This is a genomic window from Halomonas sp. BC04 (genome assembly GCF_000568385.1).
Genome location: NZ_AZQX01000313.1, coordinates 1 through 12,757, shown reverse-complemented (window position 1 = coordinate 12,757; position 12,757 = coordinate 1). Strand labels below are relative to the sequence as shown.

14 protein-coding genes, 1 tRNA gene and 2 pseudogenes are annotated in these 12,757 nt (G+C 62.3%); 12 read left to right on the top strand and 5 right to left on the bottom strand.

The annotated features are described in order from the left end of the window. Nucleotides 1-199 (bottom strand): FAD-dependent oxidoreductase (locus Q427_RS21285; protein WP_043517109.1); only part of this gene is annotated, 199 nt, incomplete at its 3' end. A gap of 173 nt (nt 200-372) precedes the next feature. Further along, nucleotides 373-449: transfer RNA gene (locus Q427_RS21280), tRNA-Pro, on the bottom strand. A 224-nt stretch (nt 450-673) separates the two neighbouring features. Here Q427_RS21280 and Q427_RS21275 point away from each other — a divergent pair. The 3 genes from Q427_RS21275 to Q427_RS21265 are packed head-to-tail and all read left to right on the top strand — an operon-like array spanning nt 674 to nt 3,425. After that, nucleotides 674-2,302 (top strand): BCCT family transporter, encoded by a 1,629-nt coding sequence (locus tag Q427_RS21275; RefSeq protein WP_043517107.1) that lies wholly within the window; start codon nt 674-676, stop codon nt 2,300-2,302. Continuing rightward, on the top strand, nt 2,299-2,697 hold the full coding sequence (locus Q427_RS21270) for a CidA/LrgA family protein (protein ID WP_331280678.1): 399 nt from the start codon (nt 2,299-2,301) through the stop codon (nt 2,695-2,697). Before Q427_RS21275 ends, Q427_RS21270 begins: the two co-directional genes overlap by 4 nt. Then, nucleotides 2,694-3,425 (top strand): LrgB family protein, encoded by a 732-nt coding sequence (locus Q427_RS21265; RefSeq protein WP_043517104.1) that lies wholly within the window; start codon nt 2,694-2,696, stop codon nt 3,423-3,425. Before Q427_RS21270 ends, Q427_RS21265 begins: the two co-directional genes overlap by 4 nt. A 109-nt stretch (nt 3,426-3,534) precedes the next feature. Here Q427_RS21265 and Q427_RS21260 read toward each other — a convergent pair whose 3' ends face one another. Next, nucleotides 3,535-3,801 (bottom strand): hypothetical protein, encoded by a 267-nt coding sequence (locus Q427_RS21260; protein WP_155833649.1) that lies wholly within the window; start codon nt 3,799-3,801, stop codon nt 3,535-3,537. Between the two features lie 161 nt (nt 3,802-3,962). On the opposite strand from Q427_RS21260, the gene Q427_RS30505 reads away from it, so the two are divergent. The 5 genes and pseudogenes from Q427_RS30505 to Q427_RS21240 all read left to right on the top strand — a co-directional run bounded on the left by Q427_RS30505 (nt 3,963) and on the right by Q427_RS21240 (nt 8,636). Then, nucleotides 3,963-4,136, top strand: a complete 174-nt coding sequence (locus tag Q427_RS30505; RefSeq protein WP_081786135.1) for a DUF2970 domain-containing protein — start codon at nt 3,963-3,965, stop codon at nt 4,134-4,136. Between the two features lie 187 nt (nt 4,137-4,323). Continuing rightward, on the top strand, nt 4,324-5,442 hold the full coding sequence (gene coxB, locus Q427_RS21255) for a cytochrome c oxidase subunit II (RefSeq protein WP_043517102.1): 1,119 nt from the start codon (nt 4,324-4,326) through the stop codon (nt 5,440-5,442). Nucleotides 5,443-5,516: 74 nt separating this feature from the next. After that, nucleotides 5,517-7,153: pseudogene (gene ctaD, locus Q427_RS21250) on the top strand (cytochrome c oxidase subunit I). Nucleotides 7,154-7,188: 35 nt separating this feature from the next. After that, nucleotides 7,189-7,782, top strand: a complete 594-nt coding sequence (locus tag Q427_RS21245; RefSeq protein WP_043517101.1) for a cytochrome c oxidase assembly protein — start codon at nt 7,189-7,191, stop codon at nt 7,780-7,782. Beyond that, nucleotides 7,779-8,636 (top strand): cytochrome c oxidase subunit 3, encoded by an 858-nt coding sequence (locus tag Q427_RS21240; protein WP_043517100.1) that lies wholly within the window; start codon nt 7,779-7,781, stop codon nt 8,634-8,636. The genes Q427_RS21245 and Q427_RS21240 overlap by 4 nt, the downstream gene beginning before the upstream one ends. A 98-nt stretch (nt 8,637-8,734) precedes the next feature. Here the strand turns inward: Q427_RS21240 and Q427_RS21235 are convergent, their stop codons facing one another. Beyond that, nucleotides 8,735-8,929: a DUF2909 family protein gene (locus Q427_RS21235; RefSeq protein ID WP_043517099.1), complete on the bottom strand. Its 195-nt coding sequence runs from the start codon at nt 8,927-8,929 to the stop codon at nt 8,735-8,737. On the opposite strand from Q427_RS21235, the gene Q427_RS21230 reads away from it, so the two are divergent. The 4 genes and pseudogenes from Q427_RS21230 (at nt 8,928) to cyoE (ending at nt 12,455) form a co-directional block, all read left to right on the top strand. Further along, nucleotides 8,928-9,737 (top strand): SURF1 family protein, encoded by an 810-nt coding sequence (locus Q427_RS21230; protein ID WP_051496578.1) that lies wholly within the window; start codon nt 8,928-8,930, stop codon nt 9,735-9,737. The genes Q427_RS21235 and Q427_RS21230 overlap by 2 nt on opposite strands. Nucleotides 9,738-9,795: 58 nt before the next feature. Next, complete coding sequence (locus Q427_RS21225; protein WP_231613832.1) at nt 9,796-10,377, top strand: hypothetical protein; 582 nt, start codon at nt 9,796-9,798, stop codon at nt 10,375-10,377. Nucleotides 10,378-10,451: 74 nt separating this feature from the next. Continuing rightward, complete coding sequence (locus Q427_RS21220; protein ID WP_051496577.1) at nt 10,452-11,516, top strand: COX15/CtaA family protein; 1,065 nt, start codon at nt 10,452-10,454, stop codon at nt 11,514-11,516. Next, a pseudogene (cyoE, locus tag Q427_RS21215) lies at nt 11,509-12,455 on the top strand (heme o synthase). Before Q427_RS21220 ends, cyoE begins: the two are co-directional and overlap by 8 nt. A gap of 40 nt (nt 12,456-12,495) precedes the next feature. Here the strand turns inward: cyoE and Q427_RS21210 are convergent. Beyond that, nucleotides 12,496-12,757, bottom strand: a 262-nt coding sequence (locus tag Q427_RS21210) for an anion permease (protein ID WP_043517098.1), incomplete at its 5' end; no start/stop codon positions are given.

Here is a 12,757-nt window from a genome sequence, read left to right as displayed (position 1 = left end):
CAACATGCTCATGCGTAGGTGGCACGCAAGGTGGCACAAGGCCGGCCGCATGCCAGGTGGTGCCGCAGGTCAGCGTCTTGCGCTCCAGCAGGACGACATCGCGAATGCCCAGTTGGGTGAGGTGGTATGCGACGCTGCAGCCAATGACGCCACCCCCCACGATCACCACGCGTGCCGAACTCGGCAAGCTATTGCTCATGTCAGTTCCCCCGAACGCTTGTTGTTGGATACGAGACGTTACGTGATGCTAGGAGGGGAGGCGGCGCGGGGCGAACGATTTATCAGCTGTCGATTAATAAGCGGTGCTTATTCGTCAGCAACGAAAAACCGCCACCCGGCATGATCCGTGGTGGCGGTTTCTCTTTGTGTTTCTGGTCGGAGCGACAGGATTCGAACCTGCGACCTCTGCAACCCCATTGCAGCGCGCTACCAAGCTGCGCCACGCTCCGACTCTGGTTTTCAGGTTTGTTGGCAATGGCCAGCGCCCCCGAGAACGAGGCGTATACTAGCGCGTTCCCGTCTAAATGAAAAGCCTCTTTTGTACTTTCCTTTCAGAAGCTTGGCTTTACAAGGGCTTGGTCGGGGTGGGGCGTCGAGTGTGCCGTGAAGGCAGGCGTCCATTGCTTTATGATGAGCATCGGCAAATGCTCATCATCGTCAAAGGAATACGTCCATGTACCAACAGGCTCAGAGCGGCCCTTTGAAGGGTATGAATCCGCGGGTCACTCTGGTGACGTTCGTGGTCGTGGCGGTTTCCCTGATCTTCGGCGCCTTCTATACCGAGCAGTTGGGACATGGTTTGGCCCTGATGCGCACCGTGCTGGATCCGTTTCTCGAATGGTATTACGTGCTGCTGGTGGCTTTTCTGCTGCTGTTCATGATCTGGCTGGGCACCGGGCGCTACAAGAACGTTCGCCTGGGTAGCGACTTCGAGCAGCCGGAGTTCACCTTCTTCTCCTGGGTGGCGATGCTGTTCGCGGCAGGGACTGGGGTCGGTATCCTGTTCTGGTCGGTGGCCCAGCCGATACTTCAATTCCAGGAGAACCCCTTCATCGCCGATGGCATGAGCCCTGACGCCGCTCGCGTGGCCATGCGCTTGACCTACTTCCATTGGGGCTTGAACGGTTGGGCGATCTTCTCTTTCGTGGCGCTGGTGCTCGCCTATTTCTCCTATCGCTGGAAGATGCCGCTCACCATTCGTTCGTGTCTGAAGCCGTTGTTCGGCGATCGAACCGATGGACTGCTGGGTGATGCCGTCGATGTGCTGGCGGTGTTTGGTACCGTATTCGGTATTGCGACTACCCTGGGGCTCGGTGTCCAGCAGATGAACGCGGGACTCGACGCGGTATTCGGCCTGCCGTCTTCGCTGACCCTGCAGTTGATCGTTACCGCCGTGATCATGAGCGTGGCCACCTTCTCCGTTGTTTCCGGCGTCAAGCGTGGCGTGCGATTGTTGTCGGAGGCCAACTTCTGGCTGAGCATCGCGGTGGTGGTGTTCATGCTGCTGTTCGGGCCGACCCAGTACCTGATCGCGATTACCATCGAGTCCACGGGAGACTATATTCAGAACCTGATGGGCATGACCTTCCACACCAATGCGACCCGGGATGATGGCTGGCAGGCGGAGTGGACGGTGTTTTTCTGGGGCTGGTGGTTGGCCTGGTCACCGTTTGTCGGCATGTTCATCGCCCGGGTCTCCCGGGGGCGCACCTTCCGTGAATTCGTCATGGGCGTGCTGCTGGTACCTACGGTCATCACCATTGTGTGGATCGGGTTGTTTGGCGGCACCGCGCTGTATCATGAGCTGTTTGGCGTCGGCGGCATCGTGGCCGCCGTGGAGGCTGACGTGGCCACGGCGCTTTTTGTCACCATCGACGCCATGGGGCTCGGGCTGCTGGGGCAGGGCGTCTCTGCCGTGCTGGTGCTGCTGATCGCCACCTACCTGATCACCTCGGCCAATGCCGGCACCCTGGTGATCAATACCATACTGGCAGGGGGCGACCCCGAGCCGCCCACGGCCCACCGTATTCTGTGGGGTGGCCTGCTGGGCTTGCTGACGGCGGTGTTGCTGATGGCGGGTGGGCTCGAGACACTGCAGGCGGCCGTGATCATGGCGGCCCTGCCATTCTCGGTGGTGATCATGTTGATGGTTGCCGGACTGCTCAAGGCGCTGCATCGTGAGCGCTATGCGGCACGTACCGGTGAGCGCGCCGAGGCGCCCAGGGAGCCGTGGGCAGACCTCGACGATGCCGGCTCCCAGCCGGTGCCGGTTTCCAATGACGAGGCGCACAAGGCGCATTGAGCGAACGCTGCGACGAGCAGAAGGGGGCTGGCATGCCGTTGATCATGGGGATGAGCGTGTTGCTGGCCTGCCAGTTCGCCGGAGAGCTGCTGGCGCGTGGGCTGGGAGTGCCGGTGCCGGGGCCGGTGGTGGGCATGGTGATTCTGCTGCTGGGCCTGGTGGTGCTGGGCCGGGTACCCAAGAGCCTGCGCATGACCGGGGAGGGGCTGCTGCGCTACCTGACGCTGCTGTTCGTGCCCGCCGGTGTTGGTCTTATGGTGCACGCCAGGCTCATTGGCATGGACTTCTGGCCTATCGTGCTGACGCTGATTGTGTCGACGGCGATGACCCTGGCGGTGACCGCTTGGGTACTGGAGCGCTTGCAGCGTCGCTATCGGCAAGGCGATGCGTCATGAGCGTCGTCGCCCTGGATCAGCTATGGGTCTATCTCTCCGGCAATCCGCTGTTGTCGCTGCTGGTGACCTTGCTGGCATTCATGTTGTCGGTGCGAATCAACCGGGCGCTGGGGGGTACGCCACTGGTGCATCCGGTGACCCTGGCCATCGCCATGCTCATTGGCTTCTTGTTGCTGGTCGACATGGATTACGCCACTTACTTCGAGGGGGCGCAGTTCATCCACTTTCTGCTGGGACCCGCCACGGTGGCCCTGGCGATTCCGCTATATGACCACCGCGAACGCATCCGCCGCTTGCTGTGGCCCTTGTTGCTGGCCTGCCTGGTGGGCATCTTTACCGCCGTGGCCTCGACGATCGCCATCGCCATGGTGTTGGGGGCGCAGCTAGAAACCATCCTGACCCTGGCGCCACGCTCGGTGACCTCGCCAATCGCCATGGGCATTGCCGAGCAGGTGGGGGGCATCCCTTCGCTGGCGGCGGGGCTGGTCTTGTTGACCGGCTCGATCGGCTGTGCGCTGGGGCCGCTGCTTTTCCGGGTGATGGGAATTCGTGACCCCGGCGTTCAGGGCTTCACCCTTGGCCTGGCCGCCCACGGTTTCGGTACCGCCCACGCCTTTGCTCGGATCGGGGCGGTAGCGGGCGCCTTCTCGGGGCTGGCCATGGCGCTGACGGGCCTGCTGACGGCCTTCCTGCTGCCCCTGGTGGTCAGGGCGTTCGGACTCGGCTAGATCTCCTCCCAGATTCGTTTACGAAAGTCGTGGGACAGATTGGCGACATTCTTCATCCTTTCCATATGGTGTTCCGCCACTTCCTTGGCGAGATCCTGGTAGCACTCGTTCATCTTCGCCGGGTCGCCTGGTGGGTGTCATAGCACGTGGCGATGCGCTGGCTGGACTCGGCCAGTGCCAAGAGGAAGCGGGCCTCCTGCTGCATGATCTCCGACAGGTTTTCCATCCAGGCCAGCTGCATGCGGGTCATGGGCTTCGCGCCCTGCATCCACTGCTCGGCCCACCACTCCATGATCGGCTGGGTAGCTCGAGGGGGGTGGGGCTGGGGGCCGTCTTCTTGGTGGTCATGTCGTGCTCCTGAGGGAAAGTAAACCAAGGCGTGTCTCCTGTTTGAAGTGTAGCCTAGACGGAGCCTTTGGCGGAATTATTGCTGCGCCGCAGTATGGTTTTTCGTCATATATTCAGAGACTGTGGTTTCCCGAAGCCGGGCCTGCTGTGGCATGCTGTGAACGACCAATCCGGCCGTGGAGATCAGGCATGTGGGGAGTGATCAAGTCTGTGCTGGCGGCTTTTTTGGGGGTGCAGAAGGAGCAGCAGCGACGTGAGGATTTCGAGAAGGGGAATCCGATGGCCTTTATCCTGGTCGGCATCGTCATGGCGTTGCTGTTCGTGGGCTTGATTGCTCTGGTGGCAATCTGGGCGGCTGGTTGAGCCACTGCGGCACCCTGCGTTGACTGGCGCGTTTGTCAGAATGCGGGAGCAGAGGCAGTGACTTTCCAGCCTCGACTTCATATACTCTTTGCAGAAGCGGCTAATGTTCTTGCGCTTGCGCGAGGCCCCGTCCCTGACCTTCGGGGTTACCGCTCCTACGACAACTACAAACAATCGGGAGGCGTCGATGCGCACTCTGCTCGTATGGTTGGCAGGGGGCTTATCCCTTGTCGGCTCGAGCCAGGCGGCTCTGGCCAGTGGCTGGAACATGCCGGTGGGGGTAACAGACCTCAGTAGAGAAATCTACAATCTGCATATGGCCATATTCTGGATCTGTGTGGTCATCGGCGTACTCGTGTTCGGGGTGATGTTCTATTCCCTGATCCGCTATCGTCACTCCAAGGGCGCCAAGGCGGCCAACTTCCACGAGAACACCACCGTGGAAGTGATCTGGACAGCGGTCCCGCTGCTGATCCTGGTCGGCATGGCCATTCCCGCCACGGCGACGCTGCAGAAGATTTACGACCCCTCTGATGCCGAGCTGGATGTCATGGTCACGGGCCAGCAATGGCGCTGGCGCTATGAATACCTTGGCGAAGACGTGGCTTTCAACTCGAACATGTCGACACCGCGTGCCCAGATCCGCGGTGACGAGGAGCGCGGTGAAAACTACCTGCTGGAGGTCGATGAGCCTCTGGTCCTGCCGATCAATCGCAAGGTGCGCTTCCTGTTTACCTCCGACGACGTCATCCACGCCTGGTGGGTGCCTGACTTCGCCGTCAAGCAGGACACCATCCCCGGCTTCATCAGCGAGAACTGGGTCAGGATCAACGAGCCGGGCATCTATCGCGGCCAGTGCGCCGAGCTGTGCGGTGTGGATCACGCCTTCATGCCCATCGTGGTTCACGCCATGGAAGAAGACGACTTCGAGATCTGGCTGGCCGAGCGCAAGGAAATGGCAGCCGAGGAAGCCCTTGGGGTCGACCGCGACTGGGAGATGGATGAACTGATGGAGCGCGGTGAGGCCGTCTATGGCAGCATCTGTGCTTCCTGCCACCAACCGGAAGGTCAGGGCTCTCCGCCCGCGTTCCCGGGGCTGGCCGGCAACGAGCAGATGCTTGCCGATATCGAGTGGCACAAGGACGTCATCATCAATGGTGTCTCCGGTACCGCCATGCCGTCGTTCCGGACTACGCTCAACCCTGTCGAGCTCGCCGCGGTGATCACCTATACCCGCAACGCCTGGGGCAATGACACCGGCGATGCGGTACAGCCTGCCGAAATTGCCGAGAGGCTGGATCGTTGATCAATGCCACGGCACGCTCTGCCGTGGCCACCCTGTGCGCCGATATAACAAGACAATGAATCTGGAGATTTCCGATGGCCCCTAAGGTACCTCCTCAGCCTACCCTCGAGCAGAGCAGCACCGCCGCGGAAGCTGGGCATGGACACGCCCATGCAGCGCCCCCCAAGGGCCTCATGCGCTGGCTGCTGACTACCAACCACAAGGAGATCGGTAGCCTCTACCTGATCTTCTCGCTGGTCATGTTCTTCATCGGGGGGATTTTCGCCCTGGTGGTGCGCCTGGAGCTCTTCCAGCCCGGCATGCAGTTCGTCAATCCGGAGTTCTTCAACCAGATGACGACAATGCATGGCCTGATCATGGTCTTCGCGGCGGTCATGCCGGCCTTCACCGGGCTTGCCAACTGGATGATTCCGCTGCAGATCGGGGCGCCCGACATGGCCCTGCCGCGCCTCAACAACTTCAGCTTCTGGCTGCTGCCGGTCGCCTTCGGCCTGCTGCTGTCGACGCTGCTCATGCCGGGCGGCGGGCCCAACTTCGGCTGGACCTTCTACGCCCCGCTCTCGACCACCTATGCACCGCCCTCGACGACATTCTTCATCCTGGCGCTGCACATTGCCGGTATCAGCTCGATCCTGGGCGCCATCAACATCGTCGCCACCATCCTCAACATGCGTGCCCCGGGCATGCGCATGATGGACATGCCGCTGTTCGTGTGGACCTGGCTGATCACCGCCTTCCTGCTGATCGCGGTGATGCCGGTGCTTGCCGGCGTGATCACCATGATGCTGATGGACATCAACTTCGGTACCAGCTTCTTCAATGCCGCGGGCGGGGGCGACCCGGTGCTGTTCCAGCACCTGTTCTGGTTCTTCGGCCATCCCGAGGTGTACATCATGATCCTGCCGGCCTTCGGGATCGTGTCGGCGATCATTCCGGCCTTCGCCCGCAAGCGCCTGTTCGGCTATGCGTCGATGGTCTACGCCACGGCCGCCATCGCCCTGTTGTCGTTCATGGTCTGGGGGCACCACATGTTCGTGGTGGGGATGCCGCTGGCAGGGCAGCTGTTCTTCATGTACGCCACCATGCTGATCGCGGTGCCAACCGGGGTGAAGGTGTTCAACTGGATCGCCACGCTGTTCCAGGGCTCGATCAGCTTCGAGCCGCCGATGCTGTTTGCCCTGGCCTTCGTGGTGCTGTTCACCATCGGCGGCTTCTCGGGCTTGATGCTGGCCATCGCGCCGGCGGACTTCCAGTATCACGATACTTACTTCGTGGTGGCGCACTTCCACTACGTGCTGGTGCCGGGTGCGATCTTCGCGATCATGGCAGGTGTCTACTTCTGGCTGCCCAAGTGGACCGGCCACTATCCCCATGAGCGGCTGTCCCAGTGGCACTTCTGGCTGTCGGTGATCGGTGTCAACCTGACCTTCTTCCCGATGCACTTCTCGGGTCTTGCCGGCATGCCGCGCCGGATCCCCGACTATGCCTCCAGTTCGCCGATTTCAACATGGTGTCGAGTATCGGCGCCTTCATGTTCGGCTTTTCCCAGCTGCTGTTCGTGGCCGTGGTGATCATGTGCGTGCGGGGTGGCAAGAAGGCGCCGGCTGCGGCCTGGGGCGAATACGCCGATGACCTCGAGTGGAGCGTTCCAAGTCCGGCTCCGCTGCATACCTTCGAGACACCGCCGAACTACCAGCGCCCGGCTCACTGAGCCGGCGTGCCGGCCTGTGACTGAAGGAGCGAAGCATGAGTGAGAACCAGACCGATACTCGAGAAGCCGGGGTGCGTCGCACCGTATGGCGCAGCGTGGCGGCACTGGTGGGCATGTTCGCCTTTGCCTTTTCCCTGGTGCCGCTATATGACGTGTTCTGCCGTGTCACCGGTATCAACGGCAAGGTGGACACCAACGCCCAGGCATTGGTCCATGACGATGTGGACGATTCGCGCATGGTGACCGTTCAGTTCATCACCCGCAATGGCTCCGGGCTGCCCTGGCGCATGGAGGTCGAAACCCGTCAGGTGCGACTCCATCCGGGCCAGACATCCGAGGTGAACTTCACCTTCAATAACCAGAGCAGCGGCGAGAGCTGGGGGCGTGCGGTGCCCAGTGTCTCGCCCTCGACCGCCACGCGACACGTGCGCAAGGCGAGCTGTTTCTGCTTCGAGGAGCAGCAGCTACAGGCCGGCGAGAAGCTCGAGCTTCCGCTGGTCTTCCAGCTGGATCGCGATCTACCCCCCGAGATCAATACCGTCACCCTGGTCTATACGCTCTATCCCGTGGAAGGCAAGAAAGCGCCGCTTCAGGCCGCTGCAAAGACCATTGAAGGAGATGAGGCATGAGTGGCAGCTATTACGTACCTGCAACCAGCAAGTGGCCGGCGCTGGGATCCCTGGCGCTGGGCATGATGATGATCGGTACCGGCATGGTGCTGGTCCATGGTCGCGGCACCTTCATCATGCTGGCGGGACTGGCGGGCGTGGTGGCCGTCATGGCGCTCTGGTTCCGCGATGTCGTGGTGGAATCCCGCAGCGGCCTCTATGATGCCCAGATGGACCGCTCCTTCCGCTGGGGCATGGGCTGGTTCATCTTCTCCGAAGTGATGTTCTTCGCGGCGTTCTTCGGTGCCCTGTTCTACGTGCGCATGTTTGCCATTCCATGGCTGGGCGGCGAGGGCACGAAGGGGCCAACGGCGCTGCTATGGCCGGAGTTCACGGCACACTGGCCATTGCTCAGCCCGCCTGATGCCTCCATTGCCGGTCCGGCGCAGGTCTTCAGTCCCTGGCACCTGCCGCTGGTCAATACGCTGATCCTGATCTCGTCGAGCATCACCCTGACGGTGGCCCACGAGGCGCTCAAGGAGGGCCACCGCAAGATCTGCCGCAACTGGCTGGCCGGTACGGTACTGCTGGGCCTGTGCTTCATCGTGATCCAGGGCGTCGAGTACTACGAGGCCTATGCGCATTACGGCATCACCCTGGAGGCTGGCATCTATGGTGCAACCTTCTTTATCCTGACCGGCTTCCATGGGGTGCACGTCATCGTCGGCACCTTGATTCTCATCGTCATGCTGGTGCGGGTGATCCGAAGCCACTTTACACCCGAGGACCACTTCGGTTTCGAGGCGTCCTGCTGGTACTGGCACTTCGTTGATGTGGTCTGGGTGGGGCTGTTCCTGTTTGTCTACGTATTCTAAGATTCAGGCAGGCCAACGCCATTCAGCAGTCGATGATTCGATGTCTCCCGCCCGGCCCGGTGTGGCCGGGCGGGAGTTCATGTTGACGGGGCGGGTGATCAGGCGCCCAGGTTGCCGATATAGAAGCCATAGAACAGCAGGGCGATCAGTAGTGCAGCCAATCCAACGCGGATCTTCAGTGAAACCAGCAGGCGGCGGGAGCGGCTGTCGTCGTGCAGCAGGAAGCCGACACCGGCTGCCAGGCTGGTCACCATGGCCAGGAATACAACGGCGATCAGAGTCTTCAGCAGCATGAGTTACTCCATCAAGGGTCAGGGGGCGGGGGAAAAAGGGGTGCCGACCATGCGTTTTCCTGGCTGGCGACTGGGCCTGTGGTGCGTGCTCTGGTCGCTGCTGGTGGCACTCGGCCTGGCCCTTGGACTATGGCAGTGGGAGCGGGCCGACGACAAGCGCGACTATCTCGCCAGCCTCGACGCCGCGCCAACGCTCGATGCCCCGATGGCGGCTCCCCCCGGGGGAACGCGTTTGACGCTACGCGGCGAGTACCAGGCTGACGACACCCTGTTCCTGGATAATCGTACACTCAATGGCCAGCTTGGTGTGGCAGCATTGACCCCGCTGCGTACCGAGGATGGACGGCTATGGCTGGTCCAGCGCGGCTTCATGGCCACCGGTCCGGTGCGTGAGACTCCCGAGGTGGATACGCCCAGCGGGGAGGTGACGTTGCAAGGCCGCTGGCAAGTGGCCGGCGATTCAGGCCCGCTCTATGGCCCGAATCGCGAGGGGCAGCGCCTGCAGCAGATCGACCTCGACGCCTGGAGCCTGTCGCCCGGATTTGCCCACGATGGTTGGCTGCACCTGGAGGAGGGGGCGGGGCTTCTCGAACCCTGGTGGGAGCCCAATGTGATGCCTCCCGAGCGCCATGTCGGTTATGCGGTGCAGTGGTGGGGGCTGGCGCTTGCGGCCCTGGTCATGCTGTTCGTCGGCGGGCGCCGGCTGGCCCGGGATCGTCGCATGGGATTCGCTGCCCGCGACCATCACCCGCAGCGGCAGGTACCAGGTCCAGAAGAACTTCCGGAATCGCGTCCAGACGAACGGTAACCCGTCGATCGGGTACACTGGGGCTCGTTGGGAGCTGACAACAGATTAAGGGACAGACGTGCGAGACAAGCCGGCCGAGCAACACAGTAACGCCCAGGACACCCTGAAGGCGCGTCGTCAGCGGTTCAAGCTGCTGGCGCTGATCGCTATCTTCGCCATACCGGTGGCCACCGCCTGGATCATGGTGGAGTGGCGTATCGGTATTCCCGAACAGCGTACGGCCCATGGTGAACTGGCGCCTGCCGTTCCACCACTTGCCGAGTGGCCCCTTGTCGAGCCGCTTGATGCCCTGGAGCCGGGGGATTGGGTGCTGGCTTTCGATTGCTCCACCGAGTGCGAGGTGTTGTCTGACCAGTGGTGGCGCCTGCATCGTGCCCTGGGCCGGGAAGCGCCAAGGGTGAGTCGTTTACGCATTGGCGGCGATCAGCCGGCATTGCCGGGAGAGTCCGTGGCGCAATGGGCCCAGACACCGGAATGGCTCTCGCCGGGCCGTGTATGGCTCGTGGATCCGCGGGGCGAAGCGGTGCTGACTTACTCGCGTGAAGTGGAACTTCGCGATGTGATGGATGACATCAGTCACCTGTTGCGCATGAATCCTGAAAAGCGAGCGGCACCGGAGCTTGAGGTCGGCAATCGCTGAAAGGGCAGTGGTCGTCTCTCACGATCGAGGTAGGCATCATCGAGTGGCAGGCAGGATCGACAAGGAATCTACCAATGCAGGATATATCGACGCGGGGCCATGAAGGAGCGTCTCGGCTGGGGCTTCTGCTCAGCCTGAGTCTGGTAGGTATTTTCTTCACCACCGCCGTCATTCTGGTGGGTGTCTGGACGCGCCTGGTGGATGCCGGTCTGGGATGCCCGGACTGGCCCGGTTGCTATGGTCGCCTGGTGGTGCCCGATGCCGATCGGGCCATGGCTCACTCGCCGGACGCGCCGCTGGAAGCCTTCAAGGCCTGGGTCGAAATGATTCATCGCTATGTGGCTTCGGCGCTGGGGTTGCTGGTCATCGCCCTGCTGGTGGCGGGTGCCAGCTTGCGTAAGCGCCAGGGGTATCCCTGGGGAGTTAGCGTGGCACTGCTGGTGGTGATCCTGCTGCAGGGGGCTTTCGGCGCCTTCACCGTGACGCTGAAGCTCTGGCCCCAGGTGGTGACCATGCACCTGCTGGGCGGGTTGGCCGTGTTATTGCTGTTTCTCTGGCTGCATTTGCGACTTCGCCGATTTGCCGCCGGGGACACGGGGGAGCGTCCCAGGCGACGGCTGACGCCCCTGTGGGGGCTTGCCGCGCTGATGCTGTTGCTTCAGCTTGCCCTGGGCGGTTGGGTTTCCAGCAACTACGCCGGTATCGCCTGCCAGGGCTTCCCGACCTGCAATGGCCAGTGGTGGCCGGAGATGGACTGGAGCGAGGGTTTCCACCTGACCCAGACGGTGGGGCCGAACTATCTGCATGGACAGCTGCACGCCGATGCAAGAGTCGCCATTCACCAGGGGCATCGCATTGGTGCGCTCCTGCTGGGGCTGGTCCTGCTGGCTCTGGCGTTCCGCCATTGGCATGAGGCACGCCTGCGGCCGTGGCTGGGCGGCCTGGTCGGTATCTACGCGCTTCAACTGGGGCTGGGAATTGCCAATGTCCTGCTGTGGCTGCCGCTTTGGCTGGCCCTGCTGCATACTGCCGGAGCAGTGGCCCTGGTCCTGTGCCTGGCCTTGGCGCTATGGCATTGGCGAGAGGCGGCGGGGGAAGTGAATACAATACGAAAGGACAAGGAGTGGGTGCATGTCTAATGCGGTAATGAAGCGAACGGGGCTGAAGCGTGCCCTGGTGGCACCCTTCACTACCGAGGGCGCTGCCGACTGGACCGGGCAGGATCTGCTCACACTGTGCAAGCCGCGCGTGGTCGTCGTCATGCTGGCCTGTGCCTGGTGGGCATGGCGTTGGCGACACCGACCTTGCCGCCGCTCAGCACGGTGGTTTTCGGGCTGGCCGGGATCGGGTTCGCGGCTGGCGGGGCCGCTGCATTCAACCATGTGGTCGATCGTCGACTGGATGCCATGATGCTGCGGACGTCGCGTCGCCCGCTGGCCAGCCAGCGTATGCCGACGTGGCTGGCGCTGGCCTGGGCCTCGCTGCTCTCGGTGTCGGGTATTCTGCTGCTGTTATGGCAGGTCAATGCCTTGACGGCGTGGTTGACCCTTGGCTCGCTGATCGGCTACGCGCTGATCTATACGGCTTTTCTCAAGCGAGCCACACCGCAGAACATCGTTATCGGTGGCGTTGCCGGCGCGGCGCCGCCGCTGCTGGGGTGGACGGCGGTCACCGGTCAGCTGGGTCCGGAGCCGCTTCTGCTGCTGCTGATCGTGTTTGCCTGGACGCCGCCTCACTTCTGGGCCCTGGCGATCCACAAGCGCGAAGAGTATGCGCGCGCCGGGGTTCCCATGCTGCCGGTCACCCATGGCGAGGCATTCACACGGCTTCAGGTCTGGCTATACGGTTGGCTGACCGTCGCCGTGACGATGTTGCCGTTCGTCATCGGCATGAGTGGAGCGGTCTATCTCGTTGGCGTCCTGGCGCTCAATATTCGCTTCATGTTCTGGAACTGGAAGGTTTGGCGAGGCCACGACCCCGAGGCTCCCCTGGCCGCATTCTGGTTCTCGATCCGCTATATCCTCGGTGTCTTCGGCGTGTTGCTGCTAGACCACTACGCGGCCGTGTGGGTGTGGTAATAACCGGGCGCCGACACCTCGGCGCCCTCACTCTGGTCACTCACCACAGCCAGACGATCAGATAGTAGGCCATCAGGGTCACGACCACAGTGCTCATCAGGTTCAGCATGAAGCCTGCACGTATCATCGACTGAATCTTCATATGACCGGTGGCGAACACAATGGCATTGGGTGGCGTGGCCACCGGCATCATGAATGCGCAGCTTGCGGCAATGGCGGCGGGCACGGTGATCAGCAGCGGAGAGACTCCCTGGGACATTGCCAGTGCCCCGAGTAGAGGCAGAAATGCCGCAGCGGTAGCG